Source organism: Bradyrhizobium sp. AC87j1 (assembly GCF_002936975.1).
Classification (GTDB): domain Bacteria; phylum Pseudomonadota; class Alphaproteobacteria; order Rhizobiales; family Xanthobacteraceae; genus Bradyrhizobium; species Bradyrhizobium shewense.
In genome coordinates this window covers 169,520-187,617 of record NZ_PTFE01000003.1, presented here as the reverse complement: position 1 = coordinate 187,617, position 18,098 = coordinate 169,520, and the positions used below count along the sequence as shown (strand labels likewise).

16 protein-coding genes and 2 pseudogenes are annotated in these 18,098 nt (G+C 64.2%); 12 read left to right on the top strand and 6 right to left on the bottom strand.

The features are described from left to right. Positions 1 to 241 precede the first annotated feature (241 nt). Entirely contained in the window at positions 242 to 820 is a 579-nt protein-coding gene (locus CV770_RS03665; RefSeq protein WP_104461352.1) for a dihydrofolate reductase family protein, read from the bottom strand. 14 nt (positions 821 to 834) lie between these two features. Between CV770_RS03665 and CV770_RS03660 the strand changes: the two are divergent. Then, positions 835 to 980 (top strand): annotated as a pseudogene (locus CV770_RS03660) (transposase); the annotation flags it as partial. A gap of 249 nt (positions 981 to 1,229) precedes the next feature. Here the strand turns inward: CV770_RS03660 and CV770_RS03655 are convergent. Continuing rightward, the gene (locus CV770_RS03655; protein WP_104461351.1) at positions 1,230 to 1,625 is read right to left on the bottom strand and encodes a hypothetical protein; all 396 of its coding nucleotides are present in this window, start codon (positions 1,623 to 1,625) and stop codon (positions 1,230 to 1,232) included. A 480-nt stretch (positions 1,626 to 2,105) separates the two neighbouring features. Here CV770_RS03655 and CV770_RS03650 point away from each other — a divergent pair, with 480 nt between their 5' ends. The 3 genes from CV770_RS03650 (at position 2,106) to CV770_RS41440 (ending at position 3,096) form a co-directional block, all read left to right on the top strand. Further along, entirely contained in the window at positions 2,106 to 2,555 is a 450-nt protein-coding gene (locus tag CV770_RS03650; RefSeq protein ID WP_146101234.1) for a hypothetical protein, read from the top strand. Between the two features lie 11 nt (positions 2,556 to 2,566). Beyond that, positions 2,567 to 2,698: a hypothetical protein gene (locus tag CV770_RS43835; protein WP_283811271.1), complete on the top strand. Its 132-nt coding sequence runs from the start codon at positions 2,567 to 2,569 to the stop codon at positions 2,696 to 2,698. A 179-nt stretch (positions 2,699 to 2,877) separates the two neighbouring features. Then, on the top strand, positions 2,878 to 3,096 hold the full coding sequence (locus CV770_RS41440; protein WP_146101233.1) for a hypothetical protein: 219 nt from the start codon (positions 2,878 to 2,880) through the stop codon (positions 3,094 to 3,096). Between the two features lie 173 nt (positions 3,097 to 3,269). Here CV770_RS41440 and CV770_RS03645 read toward each other — a convergent pair whose 3' ends face one another. Further along, a complete protein-coding gene (locus CV770_RS03645) occupies positions 3,270 to 4,067 on the bottom strand; it encodes an enoyl-CoA hydratase/isomerase family protein (protein ID WP_018319275.1) in 798 nt (265 codons plus the stop codon). 62 nt (positions 4,068 to 4,129) lie between these two features. After that, entirely contained in the window at positions 4,130 to 5,329 is a 1,200-nt protein-coding gene (locus tag CV770_RS03640) for a pyridoxal-phosphate-dependent aminotransferase family protein (protein ID WP_104461349.1), read from the bottom strand. 244 nt (positions 5,330 to 5,573) lie between these two features. On the opposite strand from CV770_RS03640, the gene CV770_RS03635 reads away from it, so the two are divergent. Together CV770_RS03635 and CV770_RS03630 are read left to right on the top strand one after the other, a co-directional pair. Further along, positions 5,574 to 8,582 (top strand): FAD-binding and (Fe-S)-binding domain-containing protein, encoded by a 3,009-nt coding sequence (locus CV770_RS03635; protein ID WP_201759688.1) that lies wholly within the window; start codon positions 5,574 to 5,576, stop codon positions 8,580 to 8,582. Beyond that, positions 8,575 to 9,003 (top strand): GlcG/HbpS family heme-binding protein, encoded by a 429-nt coding sequence (locus CV770_RS03630; RefSeq protein WP_018319272.1) that lies wholly within the window; start codon positions 8,575 to 8,577, stop codon positions 9,001 to 9,003. The genes CV770_RS03635 and CV770_RS03630 overlap by 8 nt, the downstream gene beginning before the upstream one ends. 144 nt (positions 9,004 to 9,147) lie before the next feature. Here CV770_RS03630 and CV770_RS03625 read toward each other — a convergent pair whose 3' ends face one another. Further along, positions 9,148 to 9,930 (bottom strand): enoyl-CoA hydratase/isomerase family protein, encoded by a 783-nt coding sequence (locus CV770_RS03625; protein WP_104461348.1) that lies wholly within the window; start codon positions 9,928 to 9,930, stop codon positions 9,148 to 9,150. Positions 9,931 to 10,098: 168 nt separating this feature from the next. On the opposite strand from CV770_RS03625, the pseudogene CV770_RS44185 reads away from it, so the two are divergent. Then, positions 10,099 to 10,521: pseudogene (locus CV770_RS44185) on the top strand (caspase family protein); the annotation flags it as partial. Between the two features lie 125 nt (positions 10,522 to 10,646). Further along, entirely contained in the window at positions 10,647 to 11,489 is an 843-nt protein-coding gene (locus CV770_RS44180) for a tetratricopeptide repeat protein (protein WP_502693584.1), read from the top strand. Here the strand turns inward: CV770_RS44180 and CV770_RS03615 are convergent. Continuing rightward, a complete protein-coding gene (locus CV770_RS03615) occupies positions 11,486 to 13,576 on the bottom strand; it encodes a molybdopterin oxidoreductase family protein (protein ID WP_104461347.1) in 2,091 nt (696 codons plus the stop codon). The genes CV770_RS44180 and CV770_RS03615 overlap by 4 nt on opposite strands. Positions 13,577 to 13,810: 234 nt before the next feature. Between CV770_RS03615 and CV770_RS03610 the strand changes: the two genes are divergently transcribed. The 4 genes from CV770_RS03610 to CV770_RS03595 are packed head-to-tail and all read left to right on the top strand — an operon-like array spanning position 13,811 to position 18,093. Beyond that, positions 13,811 to 14,785, top strand: coding sequence for a tripartite tricarboxylate transporter substrate binding protein (locus tag CV770_RS03610; RefSeq protein ID WP_201759684.1), 975 nt, complete (start codon positions 13,811 to 13,813; stop codon positions 14,783 to 14,785). A 13-nt stretch (positions 14,786 to 14,798) separates the two neighbouring features. Continuing rightward, entirely contained in the window at positions 14,799 to 15,269 is a 471-nt protein-coding gene (locus tag CV770_RS03605; protein WP_104461346.1) for a (2Fe-2S)-binding protein, read from the top strand. Then, on the top strand, positions 15,266 to 17,398 hold the full coding sequence (locus CV770_RS03600) for a xanthine dehydrogenase family protein molybdopterin-binding subunit (RefSeq protein WP_104461345.1): 2,133 nt from the start codon (positions 15,266 to 15,268) through the stop codon (positions 17,396 to 17,398). The genes CV770_RS03605 and CV770_RS03600 overlap by 4 nt, the downstream gene beginning before the upstream one ends. Continuing rightward, entirely contained in the window at positions 17,395 to 18,093 is a 699-nt protein-coding gene (locus CV770_RS03595; RefSeq protein ID WP_104461344.1) for a molybdate ABC transporter substrate-binding protein, read from the top strand. Before CV770_RS03600 ends, CV770_RS03595 begins: the two co-directional genes overlap by 4 nt. Positions 18,094 to 18,098: the final 5 nt, after the last annotated feature.

Here is an 18,098-nt window from a genome sequence, read left to right as displayed (position 1 = left end):
ACCTCTGCGATCTTATGCCTGAGGTCGTCGCGCCGTCAACGTGAACGCGTAACCGCAGACGCGCGCAACTGCGGTTCCGGAGGGCGGAACCGCTTGAAAGATTTGTGACAATTGCAATTGCGCGGAAGCCGCTGACGTTGGCTAGGCAATCGCTTCCGCCGGCCGCCGCACCTGGGTCGCATACTCATTAATTTGTTGCCGCAGAGAAACCTCGCCCACGCTGTGAAAATCCGGCTATGAGCTATTCTTGCCTTGCGACTCTCGCCAAAGAGCGTCGGTAGTGCATAGCAACAACGCCGTTGCGCAGCGGCTTCGCCGAAACCAATTCGAGCTGTCGCGCGCTCGGAAAGCCGCTCTCGTATAGAGTGGGGCCGTGGCCGACGATCCTGGGGTGAACGAGGAACTCGTACTCGTCGATCAAATCCAGCCGATCCAGCTCAGCCGCGAGCTTGCCGCTACCGAGGAGCACGCCCGCCGGGGTCGCATCCTTGAGATTCTGCACGCCTGTTCGCAGGTCACCGGCGATGTGGTGGCTATTGTTCCACGGGAAGTCGTTTCGCGTTGACGACACCACGTATTTCGGCTTGGCATCCAGCTTAACCGCCCACTCGCGCATCGGCGGCGGCACCTCCGCTTCGCCGCGGGCGACCGCTGGCCAGTAGCTCTCCATCATCTCGTAGGTGACGCGGCCCCACAGCATCGCCCCGCTCTCGTCCATGAGGCGAGTGAAGACGGCGTGTGTCTCGTTGTCGGCGATTCCTTCTTGGTGGTCGACACAGCCGTCTAACGTGACGTTGGTGCTGAAGATCAGTAGTCCCATGCGACAAGCATACAATCTTCCGACACCGTAGTCACGCGGTTGAGTTTGAGTGGAATGTGATCAAGCCGCTTTTGCCGAACAAGGCGCGGGGCGTTCCGAGGGTCGATGACCGGCGCGCGCTGAACGGTATTCTATCAGCTAAGGTGGGGTTCGCCTTTCAGGCACATCGCAACACGATACGACAGGTACGCTTCAGCTTACCTCGCTTTTGCAAAGCTTGGTGCTATCCGGCTCTGGCTCAGGTTTTATGGGTCCGCAGCCTAGGGCGTGTACTAATAAATCCGCGATGTCCGCTTATCCCCGACAGAGCGAAGAAACGGACATTGCACGAGGTCCGAGAAGGGCCAAATCCGGACAGCGCCCCGATCACAACAGCGAAACAGTTGGCAATCAGTTCTTACAAGGCCGATCAATCGTCTACGCCAAAGTCCGTCAATTTCCAGCCGGATTCATCCTTAGCGAAAGAGTAGATGATCGAGTCGCAAAAAGCAGAGTAAGTAACCACCCCCTTGGGGGATGTGTCCTTGACAGGCTTCTGCTTGGCAAGACACGCCCGATGTGCAGGTCTGAAAGCACCCTTCCAGATCACAGGAAACTCCGCCGCTCGCCGCAGATCCTGGTAGAGGACAGGATATTTAATCATGTCCGATACGGCCTTCTGGTCGCTCTTGCCGACTGCAGCTTTGAACTGCGTCCAGAACTTTGTGAAACCGTCATCGCTCCCTGCCGCCAGCCCCGGTCCCGCTGATGTTAGCAAACCAGCTACAAACAGCGCCCCGCCGATGACCGGTCCGATCCAATTCATTTTAATCTCTCCAGCGTCCACTATCGGACTTGAGACCAGCCGGGCACCAACCTCGCGACATCTGTCGCAGGAGAGAACTTGTAGGTTCACAAGGAAAGGTCGCCTGATCTACAACTATTAACTCGGATATTGCTGCTCGAGTGGCCTCGGAAGCTGAAAGCATCAGGTCCGGGTCAGAAGCTGCCATCACGCAACATGCCGAGATTGGTCAGCTAAGGGCCAGAAGCGGACCTTCAATCCGAAAGCTAATCCGTGCCCAGTTTCTCGGGCAGTTGACTACATTTACCGAACCTTAGCGCATTACCGTGCACAACCAAGGGATGTTCGCGCGTTTGGATGACTTAACCGGCTATTGCTTGCCCGTCGGTCGTTGGTAAGGCGATGGCCACACTGCGCACGCGATGGCTGGCGGCCCTCTGCATCCTAAGCAGCATTTTGACGGGTTGTGGTAACTCGCTAAGCGAGACGATAAGATACAGATTGACATTCAACGTGGACGTCGATGGCAAATCCGTCAGTCGATCAGGGGTCATCCAGGTAAAGCAATCCGATACGAGAGGCCTCTTTGGCTCCATGGGAGGTTTCGGGAATGAGGTAAGCGGCGAAGCTGTTGCAATTGATCTCGGCTCCGAAGGTACGTTCTTCGCGTTACTGCGCGGTCCGAAAATTGGCCTTGGCAGCCTTGGAGCTCCCGCATGGCTGTTGTTCCACGCCTTTGCCGACTTGCTCAAAACGGAGACCAATCCACTTCCGCAAGTGCGGTTGTTGAAGGAGCAGCGCCCCCATCGCGTCTTGCACCGCGATGAAATTCCAATGTTGGTACGCTTTCGCGATCTCAATGACCCTAAGTCGGTCGAACAGGTTGATCCGGCAAACTTGGCTGCGACTTTTGGGTCCCGGGTTGTGCTTCGGATGCCGTCATTGAGGTGACGGATGATCCCGTGACTGTTGGTATCGAAATGAAGCTGCCGTGGCTAAAAACCATCAAAACTCAACTCGACGGCGATCGATTGCATTCAGGGGCTACACTTGCCAACGAGCTGAATGCATACGATTTCTATCGGCGGGAATGAATGACGACCAAAGGCGCGGTTGCGATCCATGTCTGTAATGGGTCAGAAGCGGCCTAAGCAGGCGTCGTCGTGAAGGTCAGCTACGGGCCAGAAGCAGTCAATGGCTCCTTAACCGAGGTGCCGCTTATTGATCTTCGGCTCAGTCGTTCGTGCTACGGTTTTTCGACCGGAGGGCACTTATGCGAAAGGTCATCTTCTATCTGGGTTTCGGCGCAGTAGCATTGTTTTTGATCGTAGAGCTTGTCCCAATCATATCGAATGATGGATGCGAGCAGCGTTGGAAAAAGGCAGGCTTTTCCGCTCGCTATGTGATCGGAAGCGGATGCACGGTTAACGTCGATGGACGTTGGGAGCTCGAAGGCAACCTCCGAATTAACGTAATCGAGCGGCCACGCTAAATCGCCATCGGCGCAGCGAACACATGGGGTTGTCCCGGACGGAAAGTGACCGCTTTGGGTCAAAACCGGCAACGCTCTGATTGAGCAGAAAATTTCTGCTTAGATCTGAAAGCCGACGTCTGCGCCTTTATGAGTACACGCCCTAATATGGCGCAGCCGTTCAATGACGCGGGCTACTTGCCCTTCCAGTTCGGCGTGCGCTTGTTGAGGAAGGCGTCCATGCCTTCGCGAAAATCTTCGCTCATATAGGCTTTCAGGATCAGGTCCTCGCCCTCTTCGCGCGACAGCGTGCGGCGGATGCGGCGCACCGCTTCCTTGGTCGCTTCCAGCGTGAGCGGCGCATGGCTGGCAACGAGCTTTGCGGTCTCGTCGGCGCGGCGCTGCAGCGTCTCGACGTCAGGCACGACCTCGTTGAGGAGGCCAAGCGCCAGCGCTTCCGGCGCCTCGACGAGACGCGCCTTGAAGATCAGATCCTTGGTGCGGGCGGGACCGACCAGCGCGACGACGCGGCTGATGTTCGACATCGACAGGCAATTGCCGAGCGTGCGCGCGATCGGAAAGCCCATCCGCGTCGTCTCGGTGCCGATGCGCAGGTCGCAGCAGGCCGCGATGCCGGCGCCGCCGCCGGTGCAGGCGCCGGCGATGGCCGCGATCACGGGGACGCGGCACTGCTCGAGCGTGCCGAGCACGCGGTCGATGCGGGCCTCGTAGTCGAGTGCGTCCTGCGCGGTCTTGAACGCACGGAACTGGGAAATGTCGGTGCCGGAGGCAAACGCCTTGTCGCCGGCGCCGGTCAGGATCAGCGCCTTGATCGAACGGTCGGCGTTGATCTCCTGGCAGATCTCCGCCATGCGATCATACATGGCGAAGGTCATTGCGTTGCGCGCCTGCGGGCGGTTGAAGGTGATCCGCGCGATGCCGTCCTGGACGGAGTAGAGCAGGTCTTCGTTGGCAGTCGTCGGTGCGTTCATCGCGCGCTCTCTTCTTCTCTAGGTCGGTTCAGGCCAGTTGAGCCGCCAGGCCACCTGAGCCTTTAAGCCACCTGAGCCTTGGTCATCGGCACCGCGTCGCGTCCCTTCAGGACGTCCATGGCCGCCAGGACGCCGCCGCTCCGGTGCGGAATCTTTGCCAGATCCAGGCCCATCTCGACGCCGGCGAGCGTGCCCATCAGCATCAGATCGTTGAAGTGGCCGATATGGCCAATGCGGAAGACCTTGCCCTTGATCTTGTTCAGGCCGGTGCCGAGCGACATGTCGAAGTTCTCCAGCACAACCTTGCGGAAGGCGTCGGCGTCGTGGCCATCAGGCACGCGCACGCCGGTCAGCGCCGGCGAGTGCGCAGCCGGGTCGGCGCATTGCGTCTCCAGGCCCCAGACCTTGATCGCGGCCCGCGTCGCCGCGCTGTGGCGCTTGTGGCGGGTCCAGACGTTCTCCAGCCCCTCCTCTTCCAGCATCTTGACCGCTTCGCGCAGGCCATAGAGCAGGTTGGTGGCGGGCGTATAGGGGAAGGTGCCGAGCTTGTTGAAGTTGATGACCTCCTGCCAGTCCCAGTAGGAGCGCATGCCCGGGTTGGCCTTGGCTACGGCCAGCGCCTTGTCCGAGACGGCGTTGAAGCCGAGACCCGGCGGCAGCATCAGCCCCTTTTGGGAGCCGGCGACCGAGACGTCGATGCCCCAGGCGTCGTGCTCATATTCCATCGAGCCGAGGCCGGAGATGGTATCGACCATCAGCAGCGCCGGATGCTTGACGCGGTCGAGCAGCTTGCGAACCTCCAGTGGCGGCGTCACGCAGCCGGTCGAGGTCTCGTTGTGCACGACGCAGACGGCCTTGATCGCGTGCTGCTTGTCGGCGACGAGGCGCTTCTCGATCTCGGCGAGGTCGGCGCCGTGACGCCAGTCGCTCGGGATGAAGTCGACGTCGAACTTGAACTTGTCGGCGATGCCGCGCCACAGCACGGCGAACTGGCCGGTCTCGCACATCAGGAGCTTGTCGCCGGGCGCGAACACGTTGACCATCGCCGCTTCCCAGGCGCCGGTGCCGGAAGAGGGGAAGATGATCACGGGCTGCTTGGTGCGGAACACCCGCTGCATCGAGGCGAGAACCGCAAAACCGAGCTCGGCGAACTCCGGACCGCGATGGTCCAGGGTCGGCATGTCCATCGCCCGCAGCACCCGGTCGGGCACGTTGGTCGGTCCTGGAATCTGTAAGAAATGCCTTCCAGTGTGCACGGTCATCGGCGTCCTTCCCGGTCTTTGAGGCTGTCTTGGAAGCTTGTCTTGGAAGCTTGTCTTGGAAGCTTGTCTTGGCGCTAGCGTCGGTCAGCCCGAATTCAGGGCTCCCGCGAGCCGCTCGCATATCACTATTCGCCGGGCTTGTCCCTCGCCCGGCGGGGTCCGTCAATGCCCAAGAAGCAGGGCTCGCTTGCCAAGGGCCGTGACGGGAGGCAAGACGGTGCCGGCGAACAGGCGAAAGCGGACCATGGCGGCGGAAGTGGCTGGAAAATCACCGGAATCGGCTCAAAAGGGCGGCCTGGCGGCACGCCTGGCCCGGGAAATCACCGGCGATGTCCTGTTCGACCGCTTCAGCCGTGGCCGTTACGCCACCGACGCCTCGTTCTACCAGATCGTGCCGGCCGGCGTGGTCGTGCCCAGGACCATGGGCGAGGCCTTGCTGGCGCTGGCGATCGCCCGCGACGAGGGGCGCAAGGTCACCCCGCGGGGCGGCGGCACCTCGCAATGCGGCCAGACCGTCAATGACGGGATCGTGGTCGATCTGTCGAAACACCTGAACCGCATCCTTTCGCTCGACGTCGAAGGCCGCACCTGCGTGGTCGAGCCCGGCATCGTGCTCGACGATCTCAACCGCCAGCTCAAAAAGCATGGCCTGTGGTTCCCGGTCGACGTCTCCACGGCTTCGCGCGCCACCATCGGCGGCATGGCCGGCAACAATTCCTGCGGCGGACGCAGCTTGCGCTACGGCACCATGCGCGACAACACGCTGTCGATGGAGGCCGCCCTCGCCGACGGCACCTTGAGCCGTTACGGCGAGGTGTCGCGCGATCTCTCCGATCTCGACGCCGGCAACAGCGCACGCGCCCTGTTCCGCGACATGCTCGATCTCGGCACGCGCGAGGCCGATGAGATCGCCGCGCGGTTTCCCAAAGTGCAGCGCCGCGTCGGCGGCTACAATCTCGATGCGCTGGTGCCGCGCAATGCGCGCAACAACATGGCGCACCTCCTGGTCGGCTCCGAGGGCACGCTGGCCTTCACCACCAAAGTCGAGCTGAAGCTGTGGCCCGTGATCCGCAACAAGGCGCTGGGCGTCTGCCATTTCGGCAGCTTCTACGAGGCGATGGATGCGGCCCAGCACCTCGTCAAGCTGAAGCCGATCGCGGTGGAGCTGGTCGACCGCACCATGCTCGCGCTCGGCCGCGACATCGCGATGTTCCGCCCCATCATCTCTGCCGCCATCAAGGGCGATCCGGACGCCGTGCTGGTGGTCGAATTCGCCGAAGAAGACCAGGCGGACAACGTCCTCCGTCTCAAACAGCTCGGTGAGCTCATGGGTGATCTCGGCTTCGGCTGGACCAACGACAAACGCAAATGGGGCGGCGTCGTCGAGATCACCGAGCCTGCATTGCAGAGCGGCATCGCCGATTTCCGCGCCGCCGGCCTCAACGTCATGATGTCGATGAAGCAGGAGGGCAAGCCGGTCTCTTTCGTCGAGGATTGCGCGGTGCCGCTGCCGCACCTCGCCGACTACACCGCACGGCTGAACGAGGTGTTTGCCAAACACGGCACCAGCGGCACGATGTATGCACACGCCTCCGAAGGCTGCCTGCATGTGCGCCCGGTGCTGAATTTGAAGCTGGAGAAGGACGTCAAGGCGATGCGCGCCATCGCCGAAGAGGCCTTCGCGCTGGTGCGCGAGTACAAGGGCTCGCATTCCGGTGAGCATGGCGACGGCCTGGTGCGCTCCGAGTTTCACGAGACGATGTTCGGCGAACGCCTCGTTGCCGACTTCAGGGAGGTGAAGCAGCGCTTCGATCCCGATGGCGTGCTCAATTCCGGAAAGATCGTCGATGCGCCGAAGATGGACGACCGCTCGCTGTTCCGCTTCAAGCCCGACTATCGCGTCGGCGAGCTAAAGACGAAGCTCGACTGGTCGGCTTATCCCGGCGCCGGCGGCGGTTTCCAGGGCGCGGTCGAGATGTGCAACAACAACGGCGCCTGCCGCAAGCTCGAGGGCGGCGTGATGTGCCCGTCCTACCGCGCCACGCGCAACGAGAAGGACGTCACCCGGGGCCGCGCCAACACGCTGCGGCTCGCGATCTCGGGTCAGCTCGGCCCGGATGCGCTTTCGTCCGACGAGATGATGGAAACGCTCAAACTCTGCGTCTCCTGCAAGGCCTGCCGCCACGAATGCCCGACCGGCGTCGACATGGCCAAGATGAAGATCGAGGTGCTGGCCGCGCGTGCCGCCTCGCACGGCCTGACATTGCGCGACCGCCTGGTCGGCTATCTCCCGCGCTATGCCGGCCTCGCATCGCGGCTAGCGCCGCTGGCCAATTTGCGCAACCGCAGCCCGCTGCTCCGAAAGCTGTTCGAACGCTTTGCCGGCATCAGCGCGCGCCGCGCCCTGCCCGCCTTCCGCAGCGACGTTTTTGCGCCAGCGGCTGACGTGGTCGGGCCCGTTGATGGCCGTGAGGTCGTGCTGTTCGCCGACACCTTCAATCGCATCTATGAGCGCGAGAACCTCGATGCCGCCCTGCGCGTGCTCGCGGCCGGCGGTTATCGCGTGCATCTGCCGAAGCCCACCAGCGGCGGCCGCCCGCTCTGCTGCGGCCGCACCTTCCTCTCCGCCGGCCTCGTCGATGAAGCCAGGGTCGAGCTCGATCGGCTGGTCGCTGCCTTTGCGCCCTTTGCCGCGCGCGGCGTGCCGATCGTCGGCCTCGAGCCGAGCTGCCTGTTGACGCTGCGCGACGAGCTCGCCTCGCTGCGCAAGGACAACGACGCCAAGGCGGTCGGCGCCCATGCGCTGACCTTCGAGGAATTTCTGGTGCGCGAGGCCGAGGCCGGCCGGCTGCAACTGCCGCTCGGCACCGTCGCTGAGAAGGCCGTCGTGCACGGCCATTGCCATCAAAAATCCTTCGGCGCCTTCAAGCCGGTCGAGCAGGTGTTGCGCCTCGTCCCGGGCCTTGAGGTCGAGACCATCGAATCGAGCTGCTGCGGCATGGCCGGCGCGTTCGGCTATGGCGCGGACACCTATGATGCCTCGATCGAGATGGCCGAGCTGTCGCTGCTGCCCGCCGTGCGGCGCGCAGACCCGACGACTCTCGTCGTCGCCGACGGCACCTCCTGCCGCCATCAGATCCATGACGGCGCCCAGCGCGAGGCGCTTCACGTCGCGCGCGTGCTGGCGATGAGCCTCGATCGTACTGAGACCAATTCCACCTCAACTGCTGCAAAGGAAACCAGCCATGGCTGACCTCACGCTCGACACCGCCCGCAAGATCCTCGACGCCGCCTTCGCGAAGGCCGGCGAACTCAAGCTGAAGCCGCTGGTCGTCACCATCCTCGACGCGCGCGGCGTGCTCAAGCTCGCCGCGGCGCAGGACGGCACCAGCCTGATGCGCGGCGAGATCGCGCACGGCAAGGCCTATGGCGCGCTCGCCATGGGCATGGGCTCGCGGGCGCTGTTCCAGCGCGCCCAGGAGCAGGCCTTTTTCATCGACGCCGTGAACACGATTGCCAAGGGCGCGCTGGTGCCGGTCCCCGGCGGCGTCCTGATCATGGACGGCGCGACGCTGCTCGGCGCGGTGGGTGTCTCCGGTGATACCTCCGACAATGACGAGGCCTGCGCGGTGGCGGGTATCCAGGCGGCGGGGCTGAAGCCCAACGCGGGGTAACATGCCGTAGGGTGGGTTAGCACTGTGGGCGCGCAAGGCGCGACCCGCAGGGCGTAACCCACCTCTTCTTTCTCGGCGGCAGCAGAAGCGGTGGGTTACGCTACGCTAACCCACCCTACGAGTTGTGTGCGCGGTTGCGCCCCCTCACCTTCCCGTCCAGACCGGCTTCCGCTTCTCGCTGAACGCCTTCAGGCCTTCCTTGGCGTCCTCGGTCATCGCGAGCAGCGCGATCTGGCTTTCGGTGTAGGCGATGCTCTCGTCGAATGACATCGAGGCGATGGCGCGCATGGCGTATTTGCCGCGGCGGATCGCGGTCGGGGATTTGTCGACGATGCGGCCGATCAGCCAGTCGACCTTGGCATCGAGCCCGGCGGTGGGCACGACGTAGTTGAGCAGGCCCGCGCCCAGCGCCGTCTTTGCATCGAACGGCTCGCCGGTGAGCGCCCATTCGTTGACGAGGCGCGGCGGCGCAATGGTCTGCAGCAGGCTCAGCACCTGCATCGGGAACACGCCAACCTTCACCTCCGGCAGGCCGAAGACGACGTGATCGGCCGCGACCGCCATGTCGGTCATGCAGAGCAGGCCCATCCCGCCGGCCATGCAGACGCCGCCGACCCGCGCAATCGCCGGCTTGGTGGCGTTCTGTGACAAACGTAACAGATCGGCATAGTCGACATTTGGTTTGGAATGATCCATCGCGAAAGCCGCGCCGGAATTCTGCAGATCGGCGCCCGCGCAGAACGCCTTGTCGCCCGCGCCCGTCAGCACGATGACGCGGACGTCCTTGTCGTCGTGCGCGTCGCGATAGCCTTTGGTGATGCCGGCGATGACCTCGCCGTTCAGCGCGTTACGTTTCTCCGGCCGGTTGATGGTGATCCAGAACGCCTGCCCGCGCTTCTCTGTGATGATTGCTGTGGTGTCGGTCATGGTACGCTCGCTTCCTTGCCATCCGTTTTGCAGCCATTTGCGGCAGGACGGGCGGCGCGCGCAAGGGCAATCTGCAACGCCGTGTCACCATAGCGTGTGGGCGCAAATTCGCTTGGCGATTGAATTGCGGGTGACTGCCGTTATCCTGACTGGAGATTTTGATCACCGATGAGCCATTTCATGCGCGCCGCGATGATTTCATTGCTGACAGGCTTGCTCGCGCTGAGCACAGCGCCCGCAAGCCACGCGGCCGATGCCGCGAAACTGGCGCTGGTGATCGGCAACGCGAGATATCCCGACAACGAGTTCGTGCTGAACGACGTCGCCAACGACGCCCAGGACGTCACTGAAGAATTGAAGCGCGACGGCTTCGTCGTCGACCGGCAGAGCACTCTCACGGCCGACGGCATGCGGCAGGTGCTGGATCGCTTCTATGCCCGGATCGAACGCGGCGCGGTGGCGCTGATCTTCTTCGACGGTTTTGCCATCCAGTCCAACCGGCAGACCTATTTGCTCCCGGTCGACGCCCAGATCTGGACCGAGCCGGACGTGGCGCGCGACGGCTTCAGCCTCGACAGCATCCTCGCCGAAATGAACACGCGCGGTGCCGCGATCAAGATCGCGCTGATCGACGCCTCGCGCCGCAACCCGTTCGAGCGACGTTTCCGCGCTATTCGGCGGGCCTTGCGCCGGCGATCGCGCCGAGCAATTCGCTCGTGCTCTACTCCGCCGCGCTCGGTGCGGTCGCGGCCAGCAGCAAGACCGAGCACGGCCTGTTCGTCGCCGAACTGCTGCGCGAGATGCGTGCGCCGAACATCAGCGCCGAGCAGGCCCTGACCAACACCAAGAACGGCGTCGTCGCCGCCACCAAGCGCGAGCAGGTGCCGTGGCTGTCGTCCTCGCTGACCACGGAATTCTCGTTCGCAGGTTCGGTGACGCAGCCGCCCGACAACAAGATCGGCGACCCGACCAAGCCGGAGCCTCAGAAACCCGAGCCGCAGAAACCGGTCTGCGAGGCACCGCAAGCAGAGCCGCCCCCGAGCGCGGACGATCTCGCCAGGGATCCCGTCATCGCCGATCTCAGCCGCAAGATCGCGGCGAATGCCAATGACGTCGCCTCGCGCTACAAGCGCGGTCAGGTCTATGCGATCAAGCGCGCCTACGCGCTCGCCATGCAGGATTTCGACCTCGTGATCCGTCGCAATCGTGGGGATGGCGAGGCGCTCAACAATCGCTGCTGGACGCGCGCGGCGACCGGCGATCTGCAGGGTGCGCTCGCCGACTGCAATCTGGCGCTCCAGGTCGATCCCGGATTGAGCGATGCGCTCGACAGCCGCGGGCTCGTCAACCTCAAGCTCGGCCGGACCACTGAGGCGATCAAGGACTACACCGACGCGATCCAGCGCAACCCGCGCTCGTCATCGTCGCTGTTCGGCCGCGGCATCGCCACCCGCAAGAACGGCGGCGACGGCGCCACCGATATCGCGCAGGCAAAGTCCATGAACCCGAATATTGCGAAGGAGTTCGCGGGCTACGGCGTCACCGAGTGCAGCCCCTAAGCGGTCGCAGCCTTCCTGATCCAGACCTTGTTGTCGTGGAACGCGGCCCCGCCGATCGGCGCCACGGCTTCGGCTCCCGTCAGCATGTTGATGCCGCGGCCGCCGATATGGTTCTTGTTGGGATGAACGGACTCGGCGATCAGCACGCCGCGCCGCACGCCGTCGAACAGCGTCGCCACCAGCGTGGTCTCGCCGCGAGGATTGCCGAGCGTCACCGCATCGCCCTCGGCGATGTCGAGCGCGGCGGCATCCAGCGGATGGATCATCACGCTCGCCTTGCCCTCGCGTGCCTGCGAGGACGGCGTCTCGTTGAAGGTCGTGTTGAGGAAGCTGCGCGAGGGGCTGGTCGCGAGCCGGAACGGATGGGCCTGGTCGGTGTGCTCGATCACCGCCCAATGGTCCGGCAGCGACGGCATCTTGTCGAAATCGCCCATGGTCACGCCGAACGGCGGATGCGCCCAATCGGCTTTGAAGTGGAATTTCCGGTCCGCATGGGCAAAGCCGTCGAGATAATGCGAGGTGCGGAAGTCCGGTTGCAGGTCGCGCCAGATGTCGGCTTCGAGGCCGCCGATGTCGCCGTGGTTGCTCAGCCTCAAGGTCGCGTCGATCAATTCGCGCGGCGTCATCTCGAAACCTTGATGCCTGGCACCGAGCCGCGGCGCCAGGGCCTGCAGGACCTCGTGGTTGGAGCGGCATTCGCCGGGCGGATCGATCAGCTTCGGTCCGACCGAGATGTGCTGATGGCCGCCGCCGTAATAGAGATCGTCATGCTCCATGAACATGGTCGCCGGCAGCACGATGTCCGCCATTTGCGCCGTCTCGGTCATGAACTGCTCGTGCACCGCGACGAACAGGTCCTCGCGCGCAAAGCCCTGCCTGACCAGCGCCTGCTCCGGCGCCACCGTCATCGGATTGGTGTTCTGGATCAGCATCGCCTTGACCGGGCCCTTGCCACGCAGGGCTTCGGCATCGCCGGTGAGGATACGGCCGATCTTGGACTGGTCCAGCGCACGGATGCTCTGGTCGATGGCGTCGTGGCCCTCGATGATGGATTCGTTGAAATGCCACAGCGCGTAATTGTTGAAGAAGGCGCCGCCGCCTTCATATTGCCAGGCGCCGGTCACCGCGGGAATGCAATTTGCCGCGTGCATCTGCGTGGCACCGTTGCGGCTGCGCGTAAAGCCGTAGCCGAAGCGGAAGAAGGTGCGCTTGGTCTCGCCAACCGCTTTCGCGAAGGCTTCGATTTCGGCCACCGGCACGCCTGAAATCGCGGACGCCCACTCCGGCGTGCGCGTCTCCAGATGCGCTTCGAGCTCGGCGGGGCAGTCGGTGTATTTGTCCAGATAGGCGCGGTCGGCATAGCCGTCGCGGAACAGGACATGCATGACGCCGCAGGCAAAGGCGCCGTCGGTGCCGGGCCGCAGGATGATCTTGATATCAGCCTGCTTCATGGTCTCGTTGTCGTAGATGTCGATCGCCGCAATTTTCGCGCCGCGCTCCTTGCGCGCACGGGAGGCGTGCGTCATCACGTTGACCTGCGTGTTGACGGGATTGGTGCCCCAGATCACGACGAGGTCGGACAGCGCCATCTCGCGCGGGTCGACGCCGGCGATCTTGCCGGTACCAATCGCAAAGCCGATGCGCGCGACATTGGCGCAGATGGTCTGATAGAAGCGCGAGTATTTTTTCACGTGCGTGAGGCGGTTGAGGCCGTCGCGCATCACGAGGCCCATCGTGCCGGCGTAGTAATAGGGCCAGATCGATTCCGCGCCGAACTCGCGTTCGGCTTGATTGAAGCGACGCCCGATCTCGTCCAGCGCCTCGTCCCAGGAGATGCGCGCGAATTGCCCCGAGCCCTTCGGCCCAATGCGGCGCATCGGAAACGTGACCCGCTCGGGGTGATGGATGCGCTCGGCGTAGCGGGCAACCTTGGCGCAAACGACGCCGGCCGTGTAGGTCTGCTTTTTCGAACCGCGGACACGGCCGATGCTGCGGCCCTCGACCACCTCGACATCGAGGGCACAGGCCGACGGGCAATCATGCGGACAGGTCGAATGGCGGATTTCGATTTTGGCGTGCTGGTTCATGTCCCAGTTCGTAACACCAAAATACCGGCCAGCCGAGCGCATTTATCCGGCACGCCCCATGCGATTTGCTCAAAGCGCGCGCGCCGCGGGTTCCTGCTGCAAGCGCGAAGGCGGCGCGGTCACACCGAAAACCGCGCGATATTCCCTGATACAATCGGCTTTGTGAGCCGTCGACAGTCCGCATTCCCTGCCGCTACAGTGCCGGCCAACAAGAAAGATATCAGGGAGGTGGGCATGATCGCCCGAAGATCCGTGCTGGCATTGGCGGCCGGCCTGCTTGCCGCATTCTCCGCAGCCCCCTCATTCGCGCAGGATTATCCCAGCCATTCGGTCCGTATCGTCGTGCCGTTCGGCGTCAGCGGGCCGGCCGACGTCGCCGCCCGGCTGATCGGCAACGTGCTCCAGGAGAGTTTTGGTCAGCCCTTCGTGGTCGAGAACCGCACCGGCGCCGGCGGCGTCATCGGCACCGTGGAAGCTGTGAAGTCGCCGGCCGACGGCTACACGCTGCTGATGATGTCCAACACACAGACCGCGAATGAATCGCTGCTGACGGCGGACAAGCGAAAATACGAGCTGATGCGCGACCTCGCGCCGATCGCGCCGGTGAATTATTCCGATCTCGTCATCGTGGTGAACCCGCAGGTCCCGGCGAAGACGCTGGCCGAGTTCATCGCGCTCGCCAAGGCGCAGCCGGGCAAGCTGAATTACGCTTCCTCGGGCCAGGGCACGCCCTATCACATGGCCGGCGAGTTGTTCAAAGCCATGGCCGGCATCGATGTCGTGCATGTTCCCTATCGCAACAGCGGCGAGGCGCGCAGCGGCGTGATCGGCGGACAGGTGCAGATGATGATCGACGCGGTGCCGGCGATGGCGCCGAACATCGCCGAAAATCAAGTCCGCGCGCTCGCCACGACCGGCAAGCAGCGTTCGACCGTGCTGCCGAACGTACCGACGGCAGGCGAAGCCGGTGTAGCAGGCTACGAGGCGACCATCTGGCTCGGCCTGATGGCGCCGGCCGGCACGCCGAAGCCCGTGATCGACAAGCTCAATGCTGCCGTCAACGCAATGGTGAAGCGGCCCGACATCGTCAAGCTCTGGACAGAACAGGGCGCCGTACCCATGTCGATGACGCCGGAACAGTTCGACAAATTCCTGCGCGGCGACATCGAGAAATGGGCCGACGTCGTCAAGAAGTTCGACAAGTCCTGAGGCCGTACTGCTCATGCCCTCCGTTCAATTCCGCCTCAACGGCGCAGCGATCGCCTTGGACGCTGATCCGGACCGGATGCTGCTCGATGTGCTGCGGAGCCGGCTCGGCCTCACCGGTGCGCATTTCGGCTGCGGCGCCAATGAGTGCGGCGCCTGTTACGTCATGGTCGATGGCCGTGCGATGGCTTCCTGCGACATGCCGATGTGGTCGGTCGCTGACAAGGACGTCGTCACGGTGGAAGGCCTCGGGACAGTGGAGCAGCCGCACCCGCTGCAACGCGCCTTCATCGCCGAACAGGCGATGCAATGCGGCTACTGCGTATCCGGAATCCTCGTCAGCGCGGCGGCACTGCTGAAGCGCAATCCGTCCCCGACGGAGGCAGAGGTCAGAGCCGCACTGGATCGCAATCTGTGCCGCTGCGGGTCGCACAACCGCATGGTCCGCGCCGTGTTGCGTGCGGCAGCAGAGATGGCGGCATCATGAGCACGTCGTCCCCTGCCCCAAAACTGCCGGTTAGCCTCGCGGCCAATCCCAAGCTGTCATCATGGGTGCGATTCACCGATGACGGCCGTGTGGCGATCTCGCCCGGCAAGGTCGAAATCGGCCAGGGAATCGTCACGGCGCTGGCGCAGATCGCGGCGGACGAGCTCGATGTCGAGATCGTCCGGATCGAGATGATCCGTGCCTCGACGGCGACGAGCCCGAACGAAGGCGTCACCTCGGGCAGTCTCTCGATCCAGCAGTCCGGCCGCGCGCTGCGCCAGGTCTGCGCCGAGGTACGCCAGCGCTTCCTTCGTGCGGCATCGGAACGTCTCGGCGTCGATGCCGCGCTGCTCGATATCGATGACGGCACCATCTCGGGTCCCGGCAATGTCAGGACCAGCTATTGGGAGTTGATGGACGAGGTCTCGCTCGACCACGACGCAACCGCAGGCCCGACAGCGAAGAGTGCCGCCAGGCGCACCATCGCCGGACATTCGGTCCAGCGTGTCGACATTCCCGACAAGGTGTTCGCGCGGCCGCGTTTCATCCACGACCTTGCGCTGCCGGGCCTTATGCACGGACGCGTGCTGCGGCCGGATATCTCGGGCGCCAAACTGATCGCGCTGAATGAGGATGCTGCACGCGCCGTCCCCGGCCTCGTTGCGATCGTCCGCGACGGCGGCTTTGCCGGCGTGGTTGCCGACAACGAGGCGGCGGCGGACGCGGCCCTCAAGGCTCTGCGCAAGGGCGCGACATGGTCGCCCGGCGAGCCGCTGCCGGACGAAGACGATCTGGCGGGCTTTTTGAAGAGCCAACCGGTCGAGACCACCGTCATCGACACCAAGGCGGCGGGGCCGGCGGACAAGCCCGCCCAAACACTCCGCCGGCAATACACCCGCCCCTACATCGCCCACGCCTCGATCGCCCCGTCCTGCGCCATGGCACAATGGGGCGGCGATCGTGTCCATGTCTGGACGCACAGCCAGGGCGTCTACCTGCTGCGCGCCGATCTCGCGATCGTCCTCAAGCTGCCCGCGGAGAACATCGTCGTCGAGCACATCGAGGGCGCCGGCTGCTACGGACACAATGCGGCCGATGACGTCGCGCTGGATGCCGTGCTGCTGGCCAAGGCGGTCGGTGGCCGTCCGGTGCGCGTGCAGTGGTCACGCCACGACGAGATGTCCCACGCGCCGTTCGGCGCGGCGATGGCCATCGAGATCGAGGCCGATCTCGACGCCGACAACGAGATTACCGGCTGGCGCCACGCGATCTGGAGCAACGGCCATGCGGCACGGCCGGGACGCGCGGCGCAGCCGGCGCTGCTCGCGGCAACCGAGATCGCCAATCCCTATCCCCGCATGATCTCGACCAACCCGCCGGCCGCCAATGGCGGCGGCGGTGACCGCAACTCCGTTCCGCTCTATGACTTCCCGGCCTGGACGATCACGAGCCACCGGCTGCTGACCATGCCGGTGCGCACCTCGGCGCTGCGGACGCTTGGCGGGCAAGGCAATGTGTTCGCCATCGAGTCCCTGCTCGACGAGATCGCTGCCCTGCGTGGCGAAGATCCGATCGCATTCCGGCTGCGGCATTTGCGTGACGAACGGGCGCGCGATGTCATCAGCGCCGCCGCGCGACGTGCCGGATGGAAGCCGCAGCGGCGATCGGGCATCGGTCACGGCGTCGGCTTTGCCCGCTACAAGAACATGGGCGCCTATTGCGCCGCGATTGCCGAGATCGAGGGCACCGACGATATCCGTGTCAAGCGGCTGACGCTTGCAGTCGACGTCGGCGAGGCCATCAATCCGGACGGCGTGGTCAACCAGATCGAGGGCGGCGCGATCCAGGCCACGAGCTGGGTGCTGAAGGAGCGCGTGCGCTTTGACCGGACCAGCATCACCTCGACATCATGGACGGACTATCCGATCCTGACATTTAGCGAGGTGCCGGCCGTGGATGTCGAGATCATCCAGCGGCCGGAGATCGAGCCCGTCGGCGCCGGCGAAGCGGCCCACGGTCCGGTGACGGCGGCGATCGCGAATGCGGTGTATGATTGCCTCGGCGTCCGCGTGCGCGACCTGCCGATCACGCGCGACAAGATCATTGCAGCGATGGAGCGTGCGCCTTGACGACAGTGAACGTTTTGAGCGGAGGCGCGGCACAAGGCCTGGTGCGCGGCGTCACCGAGGCTTTCAAGGCGCAAACCGGCTTCGGTATCGACGGCGAGTTTGGCGCGGTCGGCGTGATGGCGGACAAGCTGCGCGCGAGCACGCCGGCCGATCTTGTGATCCTGACGCAGGCACTGCTTGCGAGGCTGGCCGAGGAGAAGCTCGTCGTCCCCCCCTCGATCACGGATGTCGGCCGGGTCGAGACCGCGCTGGCGGTCCGGAGCCGCGATGCCAAGGTGACGGTGAAGACCGAGGCCGATCTGCGCGAGGTGCTGCGCAGCGCCGACGCAATCTACGTCCCTGACACCAAGGCCTCGACCGCGGGACAGCATTTCGCAAAAGTGCTGGACCAGCTCGGCATCGCCTATGAGGTGGCATCGCGCCTCAAGATATTTCCGAACGGCGCAACGGCGATGCGGGAGCTCGCGGCGTCCGCGGCGACGCGGCCGATCGGATGCACGCAGGCGACCGAGATCATCGCGACAGACGGCATTGCACTGTCAGGGGCGCTGCCGCCCGGCTGCGAACTCGTGACGATGTACACGGCCGGCGTGACAGCGCGGGCAGCGCATCCGAAAGAGGCGGCGGCGCTGATCGCGTTGCTGACCGGCGCAGATCGGAAGGACCTGCGCCGGCGCGCCGGCTTTACCGGCTAGAGCCG

Coding starts and splice junctions, on each gene's coding strand:
- CV770_RS03610 (WP_201759684.1), top strand. CDS start 13,811: ATGATCGCCCGAAGATCCGTGCTGGCATTGGCGGCCGGCCTGCTTGCC.
- CV770_RS03655 (WP_104461351.1), bottom strand. CDS start 1,625: ATGAATTGGATCGGACCGGTCATCGGCGGGGCGCTGTTTGTAGCTGGT.
- CV770_RS03605 (WP_104461346.1), top strand. CDS start 14,799: ATGCCCTCCGTTCAATTCCGCCTCAACGGCGCAGCGATCGCCTTGGAC.
- CV770_RS03665 (WP_104461352.1), bottom strand. CDS start 820: ATGGGACTACTGATCTTCAGCACCAACGTCACGTTAGACGGCTGTGTC.
- CV770_RS03615 (WP_104461347.1), bottom strand. CDS start 13,576: ATGAACCAGCACGCCAAAATCGAAATCCGCCATTCGACCTGTCCGCAT.
- CV770_RS41440 (WP_146101233.1), top strand. CDS start 2,878: ATGCGAAAGGTCATCTTCTATCTGGGTTTCGGCGCAGTAGCATTGTTT.
- CV770_RS03635 (WP_201759688.1), top strand. CDS start 5,574: ATGGCGGCGGAAGTGGCTGGAAAATCACCGGAATCGGCTCAAAAGGGC.
- CV770_RS03640 (WP_104461349.1), bottom strand. CDS start 5,329: ATGACCGTGCACACTGGAAGGCATTTCTTACAGATTCCAGGACCGACC.
- CV770_RS03630 (WP_018319272.1), top strand. CDS start 8,575: ATGGCTGACCTCACGCTCGACACCGCCCGCAAGATCCTCGACGCCGCC.
- CV770_RS03645 (WP_018319275.1), bottom strand. CDS start 4,067: ATGAACGCACCGACGACTGCCAACGAAGACCTGCTCTACTCCGTCCAG.
- CV770_RS03625 (WP_104461348.1), bottom strand. CDS start 9,930: ATGACCGACACCACAGCAATCATCACAGAGAAGCGCGGGCAGGCGTTC.
- CV770_RS03600 (WP_104461345.1), top strand. CDS start 15,266: ATGAGCACGTCGTCCCCTGCCCCAAAACTGCCGGTTAGCCTCGCGGCC.